Origin of the sequence: Sediminicola luteus (assembly GCF_002514735.1) — a bacterium.
Lineage (GTDB): Bacteria > Bacteroidota > Bacteroidia > Flavobacteriales > Flavobacteriaceae > HQA918.
Genome location: NZ_NBWU01000008.1, coordinates 72,349 through 92,038, shown reverse-complemented (window position 1 = coordinate 92,038; position 19,690 = coordinate 72,349). Strand labels below are relative to the sequence as shown.

Annotated in this window: 9 protein-coding genes; 5 read left to right on the top strand and 4 right to left on the bottom strand. The window is 43.5% G+C overall.

Features of this window, described 5'->3' with window-relative positions; translation table 11 throughout:
- From B7P33_RS18045 to B7P33_RS18030, 4 genes are all read right to left on the bottom strand, one after another.
- Positions 1-3,399, bottom strand: a complete 3,399-nt coding sequence (locus B7P33_RS18045; RefSeq protein WP_245871834.1) for a SusC/RagA family TonB-linked outer membrane protein — start codon at positions 3,397-3,399, stop codon at positions 1-3.
- 186 nt (positions 3,400-3,585) lie between these two features.
- The gene (locus tag B7P33_RS18040; RefSeq protein ID WP_097443637.1) at positions 3,586-4,725 is read right to left on the bottom strand and encodes a FecR family protein; all 1,140 of its coding nucleotides are present in this window, start codon (positions 4,723-4,725) and stop codon (positions 3,586-3,588) included.
- 120 nt (positions 4,726-4,845) lie between these two features.
- Positions 4,846-5,406 carry an RNA polymerase sigma factor gene (locus tag B7P33_RS18035; protein ID WP_172435995.1) on the bottom strand — a complete coding sequence of 187 codons (561 nt, stop codon included), beginning with the start codon at positions 5,404-5,406 and terminating at the stop codon, positions 4,846-4,848.
- A gap of 119 nt (positions 5,407-5,525) precedes the next feature.
- On the bottom strand, positions 5,526-8,408 hold the full coding sequence (locus B7P33_RS18030) for a glycoside hydrolase family 2 TIM barrel-domain containing protein (protein WP_172435994.1): 2,883 nt from the start codon (positions 8,406-8,408) through the stop codon (positions 5,526-5,528).
- Between the two features lie 703 nt (positions 8,409-9,111).
- Here B7P33_RS18030 and B7P33_RS18025 point away from each other — a divergent pair.
- The 5 genes from B7P33_RS18025 to B7P33_RS18005 all read left to right on the top strand — a co-directional run bounded on the left by B7P33_RS18025 (position 9,112) and on the right by B7P33_RS18005 (position 19,632).
- Positions 9,112-9,990: an AraC family transcriptional regulator gene (locus B7P33_RS18025; RefSeq protein ID WP_097443634.1), complete on the top strand. Its 879-nt coding sequence runs from the start codon at positions 9,112-9,114 to the stop codon at positions 9,988-9,990.
- A 203-nt stretch (positions 9,991-10,193) separates the two neighbouring features.
- Positions 10,194-13,253: a SusC/RagA family TonB-linked outer membrane protein gene (locus B7P33_RS18020; RefSeq protein WP_097443633.1), complete on the top strand. Its 3,060-nt coding sequence runs from the start codon at positions 10,194-10,196 to the stop codon at positions 13,251-13,253.
- A gap of 24 nt (positions 13,254-13,277) precedes the next feature.
- Positions 13,278-14,879, top strand: a complete 1,602-nt coding sequence (locus B7P33_RS18015; protein ID WP_172435993.1) for a RagB/SusD family nutrient uptake outer membrane protein — start codon at positions 13,278-13,280, stop codon at positions 14,877-14,879.
- Positions 14,880-14,970: 91 nt separating this feature from the next.
- Complete coding sequence (locus B7P33_RS18010) at positions 14,971-18,357, top strand: VCBS repeat-containing protein (protein WP_097443631.1); 3,387 nt, start codon at positions 14,971-14,973, stop codon at positions 18,355-18,357.
- A gap of 108 nt (positions 18,358-18,465) precedes the next feature.
- Positions 18,466-19,632: an alpha/beta hydrolase family protein gene (locus tag B7P33_RS18005; RefSeq protein WP_097443630.1), complete on the top strand. Its 1,167-nt coding sequence runs from the start codon at positions 18,466-18,468 to the stop codon at positions 19,630-19,632.
- Positions 19,633-19,690 lie beyond the last annotated feature (58 nt).

The window sequence follows — 19,690 nt, the reverse complement described above, 5'->3', positions numbered from 1 at the left end:
TTAAAAGGCTAACTGAAGTCCGAAAATGAACGATTTGGTCTTCGGATACAGGTTACGGTCAATTCCTCGGGAAAGGATACTTTGGTTCTGTCCGGAAATACTGGCCCCTACTTCGGGATCTAAACCACTATAATCGGTAAAAGTGAACAGGTTTTGTCCGGTTACATATAACCTCAACCTATTAATACCCGTCTTATCAAGAATGGCATCCGGAATCGAATACCCCAAGGATATGGTTTTGATCCTTAAGTAATCGCCATCTTCAAGAAAACGTGTAGAGGCCCTATTGTTTCGGTTAGGGTCGCCCAAAACAGCTCGCGGTACGTTTGTATTTGGGTTGTCTATCGTCCAAGCGTTTAAGGCATTGGTACGGAAATTACGACCGGTATCCATACTCATTAACCTAAAGTCGTTACCATTATAGATTTTGGTACCTCCTACCCCTTGTAGGAAAACATTCAAATCAAAATTCTTATAATCGGCACTTAAGTTTAAGCTATATTCAAAATCGGGTATGGCCGAACCTTGATATACCTCATCATCGGAATTGATAACCCCATCGCCATTTTGGTCCACAAAACGGATATCTCCTGGAGCAGCCTCAGGTTGTATTGGGTTACCATCTACGTTATGGGCATCGATTTCGGCCTGGCTTTGGAAAATTCCATCGGCTACCGGGAGGAAATACGCCCCAGGTTCGTAACCTATCTTAGTTTGGTTTACAAAGTGATCCGATCCGAACAACAACCCTATACCGTATAAAGTTTGGTCTGCATTACTCAGTTTGGTTACCTCACTGTTAATGGTAGTAAAGGTGGCGAAGGCAGAGTAACCGATAGCGTTGTCCTTATTGGTATAGCCCAACTCAAACTCAAATCCTTTATTTTGGAACTCACCTACGTTGACCACAGGATCATTTACTCCGGCGGCAGGCGAAACCACTTTGGTAATCAAAAGATCGTCGGTGGTACTGTTATAGTAATTGATCGCACCGGAAAGTTTGTTCCCGAAAGCAGCAAAATCTACCCCGAAGTTGGCCGAGGTATTGGTTTCCCATTGTAAATCGTCGTTTTGAAGATCACGGGCAATACTACCTTGTTGTGAGGTCTGGGGCGATCCAAACACATAACCTCCGTTCCCTTGGCTTTTCCCTTGCGAGATTAAGGCCACATAGTCATAATAGCCTAAAGCACTATCGTTACCCGCTTGTCCCCAACTAAAACGTAGTTTTAAGAAATCGAGCCAATCGGCATTGTCCAAGAAGGTTTCATTAGTCAGTTTCCAACCTAAAGCAAAGGATGGGAACACCCCATATTGGTTATTACTCCCAAATTTAGAACTACCATCGCGGCGTACACTGGCCTGAAAGAGGTAAGTATCCTTAAAGGAATAATTTACCCTCCCGAATTGTGATACTAAACTGTACTCGGCATTGGTGCCTTCGCTAGAATAAGTACCATCGTTAAAGGCATTCAAGGTTTTGAAATTTTCATCTAAAATTTCGGCTGGCACCTTGGTTTCTACGATATCGCCATCGTCATTGACCTCACGTTCAATTTTATAACCTTCGGCCTGGGAGTTATTCCAACGATAGGGTTCACGAATACGTTGGTAACCGGCCAAGAGCTCAAAATCGTGTTGTTCATTGATATCGAAGTTATAACGTAGGGTGTACTCTTGGTTTACCCGTTGAAACTCGTTATCATATTCGAGTAAATACGCAAACTGTCTTTGATCATTGTCTTCTACATCCCTAACTCGGAAAGGTTTGTGAAACTGTCTAGTGAATCGATCGCTTACCGAATAGGCCAAGTTGGCTGCAGCGGTCAATCCGTCGATAATCTCATAACTCACGTTTACCGAGCCCAAGAAATATTTAGTTTCACTGTGGTTTTCTAGGTAGAAATCTTCACCCACCGGATTTCTATGATCGGGAATATCGCCATCGCGATAGCCAAAGCCCGATGGTTTGGTATCGTCGTATATTGGGATTAATGGAGAGATAAAGTAGGTTTCGCGTAAAGAGAATTTATAAGGCTCGCGATCGGTCTCACTATAAATAAGGTTAGCCGCAACCTTTAATTTGTTTTTGGTTATCCCCAAATTGGCATTGATGCCTTTTTTGGTAAAGCCCGAACCGATCAATATACCTTCTTCATCGGCATAGTTGCCGCCAATAGAATAGTTGATATTATCAGAGGCCCCGGAAACGCGTACGTTTAAAAGGTTCAATTGGCCATCGCGATGGGTAGCATCGATCCAATCGGTATTTACATTTGGGGTATCCGTTAAATAAGTTGGTAATTCGGCACCTGCATTTTCATACATTTCACGGTGCACGGCTACATAACCATCGGCATCCAAAAGATCCATAGTCTCTCGGGCACTATTTAAACTAATGCTGCTGTTGATCTCTACTTTTGGCATACCCTTTTTACCTTTTTTGGTGGTAATGATGATTACCCCATTGGCTGCCCTGGTACCATAGATTGCCCCTGAAGCTGCATCTTTAAGCACCTCCATAGACTCGATATCGTTGGGGTCTAAATAATAAGGATCGGCCTGTACCCCATCTATAATGTAAAGCGGTTGGTTGTTTCCGAAACTACCAAAACCACGAATAACTACATCGGAAACCGTACCCGGACTACCGGAAGACGAGGTAACGGTTACACCTGAAACCCTACCTTGTAAAGCATCGGTGGCGTTAGTTACAACAACCTTGTTCAATTCTTCATTCTTTACAGAACTTATGGCACCGGTTACATCGCTACGTTTTTGGGTACCGTAACCCACCACTACAACTTCATCGAGACCTTGGGCGTCTTCGGCCAACTGGGCATTAATAACACTATTACCAGAACCACTAACGTTTATTTCTTGACTTATATAACCTAAGTAACGGAATACCAAAACCACATTGGTCCCGGAAACCTGAAGTTCGTAATTACCATCGAAATCGGTTTGGGTACCTACGCTTTCATTACCTTTCACATTTACCGATGCGCCTGGTAAAGGCACTCCATCGGTATCGGTTACCGTACCACTAATGGTTTGTTGAAACGCCATTTTGGGCATTTCTTTTTTAGGAGCCTGTCGCTCTAAAATAATAGCTCCATTACCATTAAAACTATATTTAAAATTGCCGAAAGACAGACTTTTTTGTAACAAAGCATCGGCTTTAATCTTTCCTTTTTTCAACGACACCTTTGGGGCATTATCAAATAAATCGGATTTATAGAAAAAGGAATGTTGGGTCTGTTCTTTGATCAAATCGAAGACCTCTTCTACCGTTACGGTTTTGTCTTCAGGTATATCGATCCAAGAATTTTGGGAAAAGCCCGTTTTCGGGGCAAATCCGAAAGCTGTTACGCACAAAAGTAAAATAAGCGTCCTCATAGCTATCAGAAGGATTTTTCTTAGGGGTGTAGCAAATCCTCCACTAATTTTAGTTTTCATAAATTAGCTGTTTAGTTAGTTAATCTCTTAATTAATTAAAGTCTCGGGAATGGAAGTTTAAATTTTCCAGATCTAGGCTCCGTTCCCTTTTTCATCTCATCGTTTTTACGTCATATTTGTCTGCATTTATTGTATTGTAACGGTGTTTCCCTCTATGGTAAAAGTGGCAATTCCCGACCCTTCCATTAGGGTCAGTATATCTTGTATTTTCTGATGTTTTTTAAATAAACCATTAAACTCGGTATCTGCTGCTACTTGATTCTGGAAGTCTACTTCAATATCGTACCATCTGGCCAACACCTTAAAGATATCGGCAAGGCTTCTATCTTTAAAACTGAACATACCCTCTTTCCAGGAGATATGGTCATATACATCTACTGCCTGTTGTTGTAATGTATCGCCCTGCCACACCACCTGGTTGCCCGGAAGCAATAGCTCTTTATTACCAGATACGGAAACCTTCAATTTTCCTTCGGCCAAGGTCGTAGCTACCTCTTGTTCGTCGGCATAGGCCTTTACGTTAAACTGGGTACCCAATACCGAAATATTTTGTTCTTTATGTTGCACATGAAAAGCTCCATAACCGGAAGCATGGCTAGAAACCACCTCGAAAAAAGCCTCGCCTTGGATCAATTCTACCTTTCTATCGCCACCTTTGACAAAGTTTACCGGGTACCGCAATTGGGTATCGGAGTTCAACCAAACTTTGGTACCGTCGGACAGTTGCACAAAAAACTGCCCTCCCCTAGGAATGCGCAACGTATTAAAGCTTAGGTTGGCATTACCTTGCTGTGCCGTGCTGTAAATTATTGACTTGCCGTCACTTTTATGGGCATTGGAATCGTGTGTGGCACCTTCTTCAAGGGCAACTTCAGATCCATCGCCTAGAATTAATGTAGCCTTATCAGTACCGATCGAAATGGTTTTAGGCCGGCTAACCACTATAGCTTCCGGTATATCTGTATCGGTAAACGTATGGTAAAAGGCATACGATGCTACAGCCACCACTAGGGCCGCGGCCCACGGCCAAAATGTAAGGCGGCCAGTATTGGCTTCTTTAATGGCTCCTAACTTTGGGGACAAGGTTTTCCATGCCTCCTCAGGATCTATATCGTCATCCGCTTCTCCTTCCATTTCGGACCGTACCTTTTCGAAATAGGCCCGATGCGATTCGGATTCAGAATACCAACGATCGAAACGCACTTTTTCTTTAGGCGTCAGTTTTCCTTGGATCTTCTTTAATAGTATTCGGATGTCTAGCTGCATTTTTTTACGCTCTCTTAACCTTATGACAACCCGCTCCTAATAATGGGTGACAAAAACAGAATAAAAAATTCAAAAAAAACACAGGCCAACCACAAATACGGTAAAAAAAGGGCTCTAAATTTAGGAGGATGCCAAAAGCAGCAAGAGGGCCGATAACATATCGGCAATGCGCACTTTTGAGCGTCTTAATTGGATTTTGACGGTATTTACGGAAACATCCAATTCTTCGGCTATCTCATTGTATTTATAATTGTAGAAATAGCGCATTTCAAAAATCTGTCGCATCTTGGGAGGCAGCTCTTCTACGATTTTTAAAATTTGATTATAAATAAGCCTTTTATTTTCCAGGGAATAGTCATCAAAATCGTAGGAGGCAACAACCATATTATTCATCTCCAACAAATGGGTGGTATCGGTTACCTTGATTTTCTTTAAATGGTTTAAACAAGCATTACGCACCATAGCATAAACATAGCCCTTGGGGGTACCGGTGATGTTTAAATGGGGTAATTTTTCCCAGAATTTGATAAATACTTCTTGAACCACATCTTCGCTGGCCCCTCGGTCAAAAAGAAAACCATGGGCATAAGCTACCAAATTGGTATAATGCGCCTTAAAGAAGGCACGGAACACGATTCGATTGCGTTCTTTTAGGCTTGCTATGTTTACAATGGGTTCCAAAATCAGTAGGGGCTATTGAACCAAATCTATAAAAAAGAAGTACAGCCTAAAAAAGAGCCCTACCAGTAGCCCTACTTAAGATAATGTTAAATCTCAATTTACCTAAATCTAACTTTAGCTTACTCAACCTCTAATCGAATCTCACGAATCATGAGATTACCCCCTTGGATTGATTTCGTTTTTAGGCGCAATTTGCCATCGTTGCTATCTTCGCGCATAATGTGGAATTTTACCCATTTCCCTTCTTTCTGGTCATGAGCTCCCAGTTTTAACTTTCTACCTTCAAACTCCAATAACCCCTTACGCTCCTGTTGGTTCCAGTCGTGAAACCAAACATATAAACTACCCAAAAGCCCTTTTGGGCATTCAATATCCAACACCATCTCTTCGCCATGCCAAGCGGTAGCCAGACTATCCTTCCAAACCCCTTGCGCTTTTACGGTATATTGGGTACCCGGTCGCCGAATGGCTACACTGTCTAGTTCAGGTTTCCAAGGCAAGGTCTCTAATGACCGATTTAATTTGCCCGCCGACCCTACCTGTAGTAAAGTCTTATCGGATGTTCCATCTAGTTTGACCCCTTGTGCCTCCTCCATCTTCGTAAAAAGCCCTTTTAAGAATTCGGCCGATATATTTTGATCTGGTGAAAAGGCATCGCTATCCATATACTTCAACAAGCTATATTCCAATTGGGAAGCCCCAGGAATGCTATGATCCCGTATATTAAAACCACTAACCAACAGTTTTCCTTTTCCGACCTTAAACTCAAAGATGACCCCCTCTTTATTGTTTCTATGAAAATCGTCTACCACCTGTACCAGGGGTTTATATTTGGCCGGAAGTTCATTTAGGACAAAACCTGTAGTATTTTTATCGAAAGGTTCCCACTGCCAATCGCTATGCGCATCGGTAGGGAAATGGTCAAAAACCGGATGCTGATCTTGTACGAGCATACCGATACTGGTCTTACCTTGCCCCGGAAAAAAGGTCAAGGACCAATACAAGGGATAAAAATTAACAGCTACGCTATTCTCTTGGCTTCCCAAACCGTGAGCGGCCAACAATACCTTGCCCCCTTGGTGCAGCTTGGCCAGAGCGGTTTCGTCTAGGGTATCGGTATACCAAACGTCGGTATTTGGGAGTTCGGGTGTGTTTTTGGGAAAAACCCAAAGCTCCCATTCATTTTGAATATCACTTTCGGCCCATTGTAATTGCAACCTAATTTTTTGTGCCTGTTCCAATCCGCTAAAGGGTAGGTTCAACACCCCTATATCTACCAAACTGCCCACGGCAATGGGTTCGGTATCAAAGCTATGCTTCAATAATATGCTATCATTTTCTGTTAGAATACGGGCAACCAGTTTACCCTCGGGTAGGGTTTTGGCCCCATAATGCGCCATTTGCAAACGGGCTGTAAACACTTCGGAATTGTCCCAAACGAACTTTGGGGTACGCATTAGTGGGACCGTTTCACTAAAATGTTGCCGAAATTGTTCTGGGGTGGTAATTCCTTTGGGGTTCCAATGGGCATCTAACCAGCCTATCAAAGCCTCGCCTTGGCCTTGGTAATCTTGCATACTCAATAATTGGACCCCGGCACAACTGGGTGTTCTTAAAAAAGACTCGACTTCATACTTGTACATCATTTGGTTTAAGGCACCCGATGCCATCCTAAAATCTTGATCTTGATTAACCGTGCCATTTTTTTCGGCCAAGGCTCGGAATTGTTCAAAATTCCTGGCCTTGAGCACCCCACTATAGCTATCTATTTCATTCCAAGTGGGGTACACGGGCCATTGGCCTATCTCATGAGCGATAATCGGTATATCCATTTGAGCATAAACAGCTTCAAAATCCCAATCGGTCCCAGCGCTACGCAGACCACGGGTACGGCCAATTTCTGGAATATAATGGGTGGCCATATAATCGTCTGTTGGCGTAATGGTGCGTGCGGTAGAAACCGAATATAACCGTCTGGGATCTTTCTTCTTAAGATCTGAAACCCATTGGGCCATGGCTTTAAAATTTGAATTGCCCAATTCATTACCGATGCAAAACATACTAAATGAAGGGTGATTGCCGTAAGTATCTACAACCCTGTTCATTTCATCAATTACGAAAGCATCGCGCAGACTGTCGTAGCCCAGGCCTTTCGGATGGCCACGGGTATCCATCTCAGGCCTTCCTTCGGATACCATATCCTTACTCATCCACCAATCGATCCAAATCGAGGCCTCAGCCTGTAAATAAATACCTACTCGATTGGCCGCCCTAAAGGCTGCTTCCGGCGGACACCAAGAATGGAAACGGGCATGGTTAAGTCCGTATGATTTATAAGTTTCAAAAATTTGGATCCAATCGTCTAAGGAAGCCGAGGCATACCCAGTTAAGGGAAAATGTACACAATCTAGATTGCCCCTTAGAAAGACGGGGCTTCCGTTTACTAAGATCTTGGTTCCGTCATGGCCATACTCTACAAATCCAAACTCCCGTTGTTCACTATCGTGGTAATTCCCCGATTTCATAGTAAGGGCAAAACCATAAAGTTGCGGATCGAACTCCGACCAGGGTTGTAAGCGTCGTTCCATGGGCAAAATCTTATTTAAGATATGCTTGCCTGCCTGTAGTCGTTGTTTAAAATTGCGTTCATATACCACAGCATTCGTAGCCAAATTGCGGATAGTTATAGCAAAACTGACCTTCTTAGCCTTGGGTAAACTTACTTCCGATACTAATTTTAATTGATCGTTGGTAATATCGGGGTAGATACGCACATCGTTAATATGGTAGGGATCTTTGGCCCAAAGTTCGATCCGGCCTACCATACCGTTCCAAATACTTTGGGTATAGGCACCATAAGCATGGCCTTTATCGCCAATATTATGGATCATTCTATTATCCACCTCTACCCGAATCGTGTAATCTCCTGGTTTTAGCCCCTCCAATTTATGTATATGGGGTGTACCTAATGCATCTTGGGTCCCCATTAACGTATCGTTCACAAAGACCTTAGATTGCCACAACACCCGTTCTATATAAAGGCTAACCTGCTTATTTTGCCAAGATTTTGGTATTCGTATTTGTCTAGTATACACCGCCACACCTTCAAAAGTATAGGCAGGGGTTAGCACGCCATATTGTGATCCCTCGGTTCGGTGACCAAATTTATTTTCGGCTAAAGAACCAGGTAAACCAATGGTTCCCTGACTTTTATGCAGGGGAAATTTTCGACCAAAGGTTTCATTTTCCTGTAAAACGACTTGCCATTGTCCAGTAAGGTCAATTTTATTTTGCCCCCAGACCACTGCCCCAAAAAGAAAAAGGGCCCATATTAAAATGGACTGGTGATTAGGTTGAAAAAATGCCCTCCAGACTTTGTTACTACTAAGTTTTAAAGGTTTTATGGCTAATGACTTTCGATTCATTTTCATACATGAATCATAAATTTTAACACTCGTAAACCTCGTTTCCATAAATCATATCTATAATAACATATTGTAGAACAATACCGTTATCCGTGTAGGAATTATCTTTATCGCTAATTTGCGACCAGTTTAGTAACAAAGAATTGTACATAATATATGACGTTTAGACCGTATCACATTTCGAAAGTTATGTTTTTGTAAATACGGAAGGTAAAATCTCTGAGTAGAGTAAAGTTAATGCATCGTTTAAAGAACTAAACAAGCAAAAAAGTTGAATAACATGGATAATCTTTCGCAACGCGATGGCTTTATGGGGCAAAAAATGATCGTACTACCCGATAGTCTTAAAAAAAGATTTCGTGAAAATCCGATCATTCAAAACTTCCATTTAACCGATATTGGCTATTTTCCGAGGGCCATGCGCCACAAACGAACCCGTGAACATGGTAGCGATGAATACATTTTCATGTATTGTGTAGAAGGGGAAGGCTGGTACCAATCTGAGGGGGAACGCCACCATATTGGACCAAACCAGTTTTTAATAATACCTAAGAATACACCCCACACTTATGGTTCGGCTTTAGACAACCCCTGGAGTCTGTATTGGATTCATTTTAAAGGAACCTTGGCAGGCAACCTTTACAAGAGGTACACCGATCTTGAACATACAGTAGTAAGTATTCCATACCAGAGTAGAAGGGTAGAACAATTCAAGAATATTTACAGTACCCTAACCCAAAGTTATTTAACCCCACCTTTGGAATATGTAAACCTGTCTACCCTTTCGTTTATAAGTCTATTTGTTTATGACCATATAGCACAAAAAGATGCTCCGGAAGAAATCGAGGACATTGTAGAATCTATAATCGTATTTCTTGAAGCCAATTTAGAGCGACCCCTTAAAACAGATGATATTACCAAGGAGTTTAATTATAGTGCTTCTTATATCTTTTCTATATTCAAAAAACGTACCGGTTATTCTTTGATCAATTACTTCAATTTAAAGAAAATTCAAAAGGCATGTGAATACCTACAATACTCTGATTTGAACATTAAGGAAATCAGTTATAAAATGGGGTTCCAAGATCCACTATATTTTTCAAGAAGTTTTAAAAAACATATGGGAATGTCGCCGAAAAAGTACAAACTCAATGTCTGATTATTTGGTTTTTTATCGGTGTGACCATTTTTACACTTAGATATAAAATTCTGATTTAGAGCATCTTAAAACACAAACTTTGGTAGTTAAGACACGGAATTAATAAATCCATACAACGCAACTTTTAGTCTATGGCTTCACCTTGATCTTCAGGTTAATATTGACCACTTGTAATTAAGTAGAATCAATTTAAAACCAGATCAATGGAAAAATTACTTTCAAAAGGCCTTTTGGGGATCTTTGTATTTTTCACAGGATTGGGCTTCGCGCAAACTAAAAGTATATCGGGTACGATAACCGATTCCATGGGCGCCCCTTTACCTGGCACATCGGTAATCGTTAAGGGCAGTACCCAAGGTACCAGCACAGATTTCGATGGGAACTACGAGATCGAGGCATCACCAAATGATATTTTGGTCTTTTCTTATGTAGGTTTTGCCACCCAAGAAATTCCCGTGGGTACGCAGACTACCATGAATGTAACCTTAGTCGAAGATGCCGCAGCCTTGGACGAAGTGGTGATTTTGGGGTATGGCACCCAGAAAAAGACCAACGTTACCAGCGCGGTTACCTCGGTAGATAGTGAAGAGCTTAACCAAAGTTCGGTTGCCAATGTTAGCAACGCCTTGGTCGGTAGACTTCCAGGTCTCTTTGCCGCCCAACGTAGTGGTCAGCCAGGTTCAGATGCCTCCGACCTATTAATTCGTGGTATTGGAACTACGGGTAACGCGGCACCGCTGATCATTGTCGACGGGGTACAACGGGCTTTTAACCAAATAGATCCCAATACGATAGAAAACATTACCATTTTAAAAGATGCTTCTGCCGCCGCGGTATATGGTGTTAGAGGTGCTAATGGGGTCATATTGATTACGACCAAGCGTGGTGCCAAGGGAAAACCTACCATAAACTATACCACCGAGATTACTTCGACCATGCCCATCGAAACCCCACAATATCTGGGTAGTTACGATTATGCCGTTCTGTTCAACGAAGCGAAAAGAAATGAGGGTAAGGCAGAATTATACACCGAAGAAGACCTTGAAAAATTCAGGACGGGTTCCGACCCCATTACCCATCCAAACACCGATTGGTATGCCGACGGGCTTAAGTCTTCGGCCATGCAGTACCAACACAACCTATCCATAAGTGGTGGTTCCGATAGGGTAACCTACTTTGCCAGCGGTGGTGTGCTTACCCAAGATGGTTTGGTAGAACATGTAGATTTCAAAAGGTACAATTTCCGCTCTAATGTAGATTTTCAGGTTACCGACAACCTTAAGGTCTCTTTAGATCTCGGAGGGCGCCAAGAAATCAGGAATTCGCCATCCAATTCTATTGGCTCTTACTTTAACGGCTTAAACCGTAACGCCCCAACTACCACGGCATATTATCCTAACGGATTACCCGGCTTAGGATTTGCGGGTAACAACCCTATAGAACAAGCCAAAAGTGGTGGTTATACCGAAGACACCAACAATATCTTTTTTGGAAACATTGGATTCGAATACCAAATACCAAAAATAGACGGATTGATGCTTAAAGGTTATATGGCCGTAGATAGAAACTTCCGTTTTATCAAAAGCGTCTCTAACCCATATACTTTGTACGAATACAATCCGGCCAATGGGGAATATATACCCACCGAATTCGGGCAATCGCGTATATCGGAGACTTACAGGCAAGGAGCCCCAAGCAGTAATTCTGGTACACCAGACCCTACTACAACCTACAACATGACCCTGAATTACGACCGTTTATTCGGTGAAAAACATCAGGTTACCGGTTTAATTGGGGCCGAAAAGGCCGTTCATAAATCCAATTACTTTACCGCAAGTCGTTTAGACCTAACTTCGCAAAACCTACCTCAACTCGACTTTGGTGATGCGGCTAGCGCCCAAAACGGTGGTTTGGCCTATAATTCGTCCCGACTAGGATATTTGGCCAGGGTCACCTATGCCTACGATACCAAATATTTATTGGAAGCCAGTTTCAGGTACGACGCCTCTGAGAATTTCGCCAAGGAAAACCGTTGGGGTTTCTTCCCTTCCTTTTCTGCCGGATGGCGACTGACCAAAGAGAAATTCTTATCGAACATACCCAATCTTGACGAATTTAAGATCAGGGGATCATGGGGTAGGTTAGGAAACGACCGTATTAGTCAATTCCAGTTCTTAGATGCCTTTGATTTCAACGGAAACTACATCATAGGCGGAAGTCCTATCGCTGTGATACGCCCAGGGGTAATACCCAATACCGATGTAACCTGGGAAACAGCGACCATTAGTAATATTGGTTTCGACCTAGAGATGTTCGATCATCGTTTAGCGCTCGAATTCGACTATTTTACCAAGCGTACCGAAGATATCTTAGAGGCCCCTACCCGTATCGTACCTGATTTCGTAGGTGCTTCATTACCTCGGGAAAATTTTGGTATCGTAGATAATAAAGGGGTCGAGTTCGTACTATCGTACCGAGATCATATTGGCGGCTTCAATTATTGGGCCAAGGCCAACTACACCATTTCAAAAAATGAGATTGTAGAGATTGGTGAGCCCGAATCGGTGCCCGAAAACCTAAAACGTACCGGGCGGGCGATCGGTTCACAATTCGGACTCGTAGCCGAAGGCCTGTTCCAATCACAGGCAAAGATTGACAACCATGCCGACCAATCGGGCTTTGGCGCCATTGCCCCCGGCGATATTAAGTATAAAGATGTAAGCGGTCCCGATGGCACCCCAGATGGTATAATCGACGACAACGATCGCGATTTTATCGGGGTTACCGGTCGTGTACCCGATGCCATTTTCGGTCTCGCCTTTGGTTTCGACTATAAAGGTTTCGACTTTAGCACCCAAATACAAGGGGCCCATGACTTTAACGTTTACCTGGCACAAGAAGCCGCATTCCCTTTCTTTAACGGCGGAAAGGTGCTGGAACAACACTTAGACCGCTGGACCCCACAAAATACCGATGCGGCCTACCCAAGGTTACTTACCGAAGACACCAACAATAGGGTACAATCATCTTTTTGGATGCAAGATGCCGATTATATCAGGTTAAAGAACGTTGAAGTAGGATACAACTTCCCTTCGCCGGTATTGGATAAGCTTAAACTAAGCCAGCTTCGGCTTTACCTATCGGGATTAAACCTCTTTACCCTTTCAGACATTGAGAACTTTGATCCAGAAGCACCAAGTGGCCGTGGCTCATTTTACCCACAAACCCAATCATACACACTCGGATTGAGTATTGGCTTTTAATTAACCCACGAAATGACGTTTACAATGAAACATATAAGATTATATCTTCTTTTGCTCTTTATCGGATTGTTAGGGGCCTGTGAAGACGACTTTTTAGACTTAACGCCACAAGACAAATTGAATTCTGGCGATGTATGGGAAGACCCAGCCCTTATGGAACTGGTTATCAACCAAATGTACAAAGGCCTGCCCGACGGTTTTACACGGGGTTGGTATATGTTGGGCTCCGCTACTGACGACGGTGAAAATTCATATGGCTGGCCATCGGGCCAAGCCTTTAACCGAGGCGATTATGGCCCTAGTAATTACCCTATGGGAGGCACCTGGGGCAATAACTACGCCATGATCCGACAAGCCAACCTATTTTTGAGCAACGTAGCCAATGCCGAAGTAGAAGATTCCGCATGGAAAGACCGTATGCTTGGTGAAGCCTATTTCTTAAGAGGGTTCTACTATTTTGATCTTATGCGTCACTATGGTGGGGTTCCTTTACTTACCGCACCCCTTTCCCTAAACGACGATTTCAATATTCCTCGTAGTACGGCCAATGAAATTGGAGACTTTGTGGTTCAAGACCTTCACCAGGCTGCAAATCTGTTACCTGCAGTTTACGGCTCGGAAAACACCGGCCGTGCCACCCAAGGCGCTGCCATGGCCCTTAAAGGCCGGGTGCTTTTGTACCAAGAAAAGTGGGGGGCCTCTGCCGCGGCAAGTAAACAAGTTATCGATGCCGGCACATATAGTCTCTTCCCTGATTATCATGCGCAGTTCCATGCCGCAAACGATAATAACGACGAGCTAATCTTCGACAAGCAATTCCAAGACCCAGATTTCAGGCATTGGGCCCATCTATTCAACACTCCCGTTGGATTTTCCGGAGGCTGGGGGGGTACAGGGCCTACCCAAGAATTAGTAGATGCGTTCGAAATGACCGACGGTTTACCCATAGATGAATCACCCCTGTACAGTGCCGACTCGCCCTATGAAAACAGAGACCCTCGATTTTATGCCACCATTCTTTACGAAGGGGCCGAATATAGGGGGCGTACCATCGAAACCCGTTTGGGTGGCTTAGATGGGATCGAGAAAAACGGTGATGCCACCAAAACAGGCTATTACCTGAACAAGTTCACCGACGAGAGCTTCGACGGGTTCTTGAACACCGGTGGGTCAAATGACTGGCCCATTATACGTTATGCCGAGGTATTGTTGAACTATGCCGAGGCCCAAAACGAGGCCGCTGGTCCAGATGCCAGTGTGTATGCCGCAATAAACCAGGTTCGGAGTAGGCCCGGTGTAGAAATGCCCAATTTACCGGCCGGACTTTCGCAAGCACAAATGCGCGAACGAATCCGACAGGAAAAAAGGGTAGAACTGGCCTTTGAAGAACACCGCTTTTTTGACATAAGGCGTTGGGGGCTTGCCGAAACCCTATTTAACCAACCCATTCATGGGATGCGTATTGGTCCCAACGGAGAAATGACCGGAACTGATGCCCAAGGAAAACCCTACGGTATATTCGAAGTAGAAAACAGGGTGTTCTCGGCCAAGAATTATCTAGCCCCACTACCCCAAAACGAGATAGACAAATTACCGGATGTTTTAATACAAAACCCTGGTTATTAACAATTTGAATTAATTAGTTTGGTTGTTTAGTTATTTGAGTTGGAACCTACCCGATTTTTCGGGTGGGTTTTAACTCTTTAAATCATTTATCATGAAACGTTTTGCTTTATTCCAAATCCAAACCACAACCGGAATCAAAGCCACCCTACTCCTCACCGTATTGATTTTGATGGGCTCGTGCCAATCGGAACAACAATCGATGCCAAAATCTAAGCCCAAAAATTTGTTGGAGGTCGTTCCCGATTCCGTCTCCGGAATTTCGTTTGCCAACGAACTGCGAGAGACTGAATATATGAATGGGCTCTTCTACGAGTACTTCTATAATGGCAGTGGCGTGGCCGTTGGCGATTTCAACAACGACGGTCTCGAAGACATTTACTTTGTCTCTACACTCTCTAAAAACAAGTTATACCTAAACCAAGGCAATCTTTCCTTTAAAGATATCACCCAAATGGCCCAAGCCGATAGTGGCAAAGGCTTTGAAAGTGGGGTAACCACTGTAGACATCAACCAAGACGGTCTGTTAGACCTATATATATGCCGTACGGGCCGGTTTCAAGATGAGAACAAACGTCGAAATGCCCTATTGGTAAACATAGGTATCGAAAACGGCGTTCCGAAATTTGAGGAACGCGCCTCCCAATATGGCCTTGACCTCCCCAATTTTTCAACCCAAGCCGGGTTCTTCGATTATGATCGAGACGGAGACTTGGATATGTTTTTGATCAATCATGGTATTGATACCTACGACGAACGCGATATCGTAAAACTAGACCAAACGATTTCAAAGAACCGGGGCGAGCGCCTATATCGGAACGATAAGGGCCATTTTGTAGATGTAACCGAGCAGGCAGGTATCATAAACCATATGTTGGGTTACGGGCTCGGGCTTTCTTTTGGCGACCTAAACAACGACCAATGGCCCGATATATATGTAGCCAACGATTTTTCTGGGAAAGACCACCTGTACATCAATCAACAAAACGGAACTTTTCTCGAAAGTGTAAAGGGTAGTACCAAACATATCTCCAATTTTTCGATGGGCACCGATATAGCCGACAGCAACAACGATGGTTGGCTAGACATCATCGCTGTCGATATGATGGCAGAAGATAACTACGGCATAAAAACAAGTATGAGTAGTATGGATCCCGAGCGGTTCCAACGTCATGTAGATGCGGGGCAGCATTACCAATATATGTACAACAGCCTACAATTAAACCAAGGGGTAGATTCTAGGGACGATTTACCCAAATTCTCAGACATAGCCCAATTGGCAGGTGTGGCGAGTAGCGATTGGAGCTGGGCACCCCTCTTTCTCGATTTGGATAACGATGGCAACAAAGACCTTTTTATATCGAACGGGATCAAACGCGATTTCAGGAACAACGATTTTGTAAAATACCGGCAAAAAAGGGAACATCAGTTAAAACAAGGTCAACTGAAAACCAAAGACCAATTTGTGGCCGATCTTTTAAATCGAATGCCGGCTCGCAAACAGTACAATAAAATCTATTTGAACCAAAAAGACCTCAGTTTTTCATCGGTACCTATTACCCAACCCAAAACCAGTTCTAATGGGGCCGCCTACGCCGATTTTGACAATGATGGTGACTTAGATCTGGTGGTTAACAACAGCGACGACGCCTCATTTATATACAAAAACAACCAGAATGAGCTCGACCAAAATCATTATCTAAAAATTAAACTAAACGGTCCAAATGGCAATAGAAATGGAATCGGTGCGCGAATTACCATTCAGCAAGAAGATCAAAACCAAATACAAGAGTTTTATGCCAGCCGCGGGTTCCAATCGGCCAGTAGTCGCATACTCCATTTTGGACTGGGGACTAACACTACCGATATTAGGGTGCAAATTACTTGGCCCAGTGGCAAACACCAAGAAATAACGGATGTGACTCCTGATCAATTACTTACCCTTGAGTATAAAGATGCCCATTCCCAAAAGCCAGAGCCTTCCAAAGTAGAAAAGGTATTTTCCGATATCAGTCATAGGTTATCACCTTTGGCGAAGCACCAAGAAAACATCTTTAACGATTTTGAGCGTGAAGAGCTACTGCCGCATCGCATGTCAACACTTGGTCCGGCTTTGGCCGTAGGCGATGTTAATGGTGATGGTCTTGATGACTTTTTCCTCGGTGGGGCAAAAGGATTCTCAGGACAACTATTCGTTCAAGAATCTAAGGGGACATTTTCCCCATTATTCAATACTGCCATTGACCTAGATAAAAAGTATGAAGATATGGCGGCATTGTTCTTTGATTACGACAATGATGGCGACCAAGATCTAATCGTCGTCTCCGGTGGCAATGAAGCGCCGGTAGGCAGTACTGACTACCAAGACCGTTTATACGAAAATCAAGGCAAGGGTACTTTTAGCAGAACCACGGATGTGCTCCCAAGTATTACGGCAAGTGGCGGATGTATTGCGGCCGCCGATTATGATGCAGACGGTGACCTAGACCTTTTTATTGGCGGCCGCCAACACCCAGGCCAATACCCCCTACCGGGTCAAAGTCTACTTTTGGAAAACCTAACCACCGAGGGAAAAAACCGATTTCTAACAAAATCGGAAAGCTTGGTAGAAGACGGCAAACTAGGCATGGTTACCGATGCCATTTGGGCCGATATGGACAACGACAATCGCCTAGATCTTGTAGTACTGGGCGAATGGATGGCCCCTACCCTATTTATGAATCGCACCACAGGATTTGAAAAGCAGCTAATAGGTGACAAACTTGAAGGTTGGTGGAGCAGCTTGGCCGTTGTAGACCTGAACAACGATGGCTTGCTTGACCTAATTGGCGGTAATTTAGGTGTAAACTATAAGTATAAGGCCACTAGCCAAACCCCTTTTGAAGTATTTGCCGACGATTTTGATGAAAATGGAACATTCGATATTGTTCTGGGTTATTATGACCAAGGCAAGCAATATCCCTTACGTGGCAGGGAATGTAGCTCTAATCAAATGCCGTTTATCAAAAAGAAATTTGCAGACTATAATACTTTTGGTATGGCTACCCTAAGTGATGTTCTTGGCAATAAAAAACTGGAAAATGCCTATCAACTAAGCGCCTACAACTTTGCCTCAACCATCTTTATTAACCAAGGTAAAGCCCAGTTTGTTTCTAAAACCCTGCCTGCCCAGGCCCAATTTTCATCTGTAAATGGCATCGTTGGAACCGATTTGAACCAAGATGGCCTAACCGACCTCATCCTGGCCGGTAACTTATACGGTTCAGAAATCGAGACACCAAGAAACGACGCTAGTTACGGACAGTTGCTTTTTGGATCCGAAAACCAGGGGTTTAAAGCTATGGTACCACATAACACCGGTCTGTTCCTAGATGGTGATGTAAAACAATTGACAAACATTTCGATTTATGACGGTAAGGCCCTATTGGTAGCTCCAAATAATGGGCCCCTTCAGTTGATTAAAATTGAGCCCACGGAATAACACCAGGTTTGTAATAGTTTCGCAGCGCATAAATCCTATTAAACTTAGGCAAGATATAAGGCTTGTATTTCTACGGAAGTCCATAGTTTTTCGAGAAAACACCTAGGCATGAAATCCATTGCATTCTTTTGGGTAGTTATACTCTCGGTAAATACTTTAGTTGCCCAAGAACTTTGTCAAGGCCATTACTGGACCGAAGACGAGGCCAATTTAAAATTGAAGGCATTTGCCAAAACATGGCACGATCGGGCAAGTTGGGAAATCCGGGCCGAACAAATCAGGGCTCAAATACGCCAAGGTCTGCAATGGGAAAAAATGACTCGATTTTCAGGGTCATTGAACCCTATGATTCATAGTAAACGGCTCATGGATGGGTATAGTGTTGAAAACATTGCCATAGAGAGCTTCCCTGGGTTTTATGTTACCGGTAACTTGTACCGGCCACTTACCGAAAAGAAAAACTACGCGGCGGTTCTAAGTCCGCATGGGCATCTAAAAAACAAACGCTTTACCCACTATGTTCAAAAAAGAGCCGCTGCCTTGGCACGTATGGGCGCCATCGTATTTGCCTATGATATGGTAGGCTATGGTGAAAGTGGACAAATAGACCACAAAATGCCCATTGCCCTATTACTACAGACCTGGAACAGTAAAAGGGTCTTGGATTATTTGGTATCGAGACCCGATGTAGACCCCAACCGAATAGGTATTACCGGTGGATCGGGTGGGGGCACCCAAAGTTTTATGTTAACAGCCATAGATCCACGTATTACAGCTGCCGCACCTACCGTTCAGGTATCGGCCCATTTTTTTGGCGGTTGTGTGTGTGAAAGTGGTATGCCTGTACATCAAAGTCCTGGTTTTCAAACCAACAATGTAGAAATCGCTGCCTTGACGGCTCCGCGGCCCTTGTTGCTCATTTCTAACGGTGACGACTGGACCCGAAACACCCCTATAATAGAATACCCCTACATTCAAAAAGTATATGCCCTTTACCACGCAGAACACAAGGCCGTTAATGTACATCTACCCTTAGAACGCCACGATTACGGTTACTCGAAAAGGGTAGCCATGTATCATTTCTTTGCCCATCATTTAAGACTTAGATCGAAAAACCTGACTTATGAAAATGGTTACGACGAGAGTTTCACCACCATACTTTCGCCAGAGGAACTACGGGTTTTCAATACCGATTTCCCAAGACCCGAAAATGCCTTAGTGGGTAATAACAGGGTGTTAAAATTCCTTGGGTTTCCTGAAGAAAAAGATAACTAACACAAGTATGAAAACAATGGCGTTTTTCATAAATTCGTAGGTATCGCAATCAACCGTT

Bases quoted from the DNA above. Each gene is read 5' to 3' on its own strand.
- B7P33_RS18045 (WP_245871834.1), bottom strand. From the start codon at position 3,399: ATGAGGACGCTTATTTTACTTTTGTGCGTAACAGCTTTCGGATTTGCC.
- B7P33_RS18040 (WP_097443637.1), bottom strand. From the start codon at position 4,725: ATGCAGCTAGACATCCGAATACTATTAAAGAAGATCCAAGGAAAACTG.
- B7P33_RS18025 (WP_097443634.1), top strand. From the start codon at position 9,112: ATGGATAATCTTTCGCAACGCGATGGCTTTATGGGGCAAAAAATGATC.
- B7P33_RS18020 (WP_097443633.1), top strand. From the start codon at position 10,194: ATGGAAAAATTACTTTCAAAAGGCCTTTTGGGGATCTTTGTATTTTTC.
- B7P33_RS18015 (WP_172435993.1), top strand. From the start codon at position 13,278: ATGAAACATATAAGATTATATCTTCTTTTGCTCTTTATCGGATTGTTA.
- B7P33_RS18010 (WP_097443631.1), top strand. From the start codon at position 14,971: ATGAAACGTTTTGCTTTATTCCAAATCCAAACCACAACCGGAATCAAA.
- B7P33_RS18005 (WP_097443630.1), top strand. From the start codon at position 18,466: ATGAAATCCATTGCATTCTTTTGGGTAGTTATACTCTCGGTAAATACT.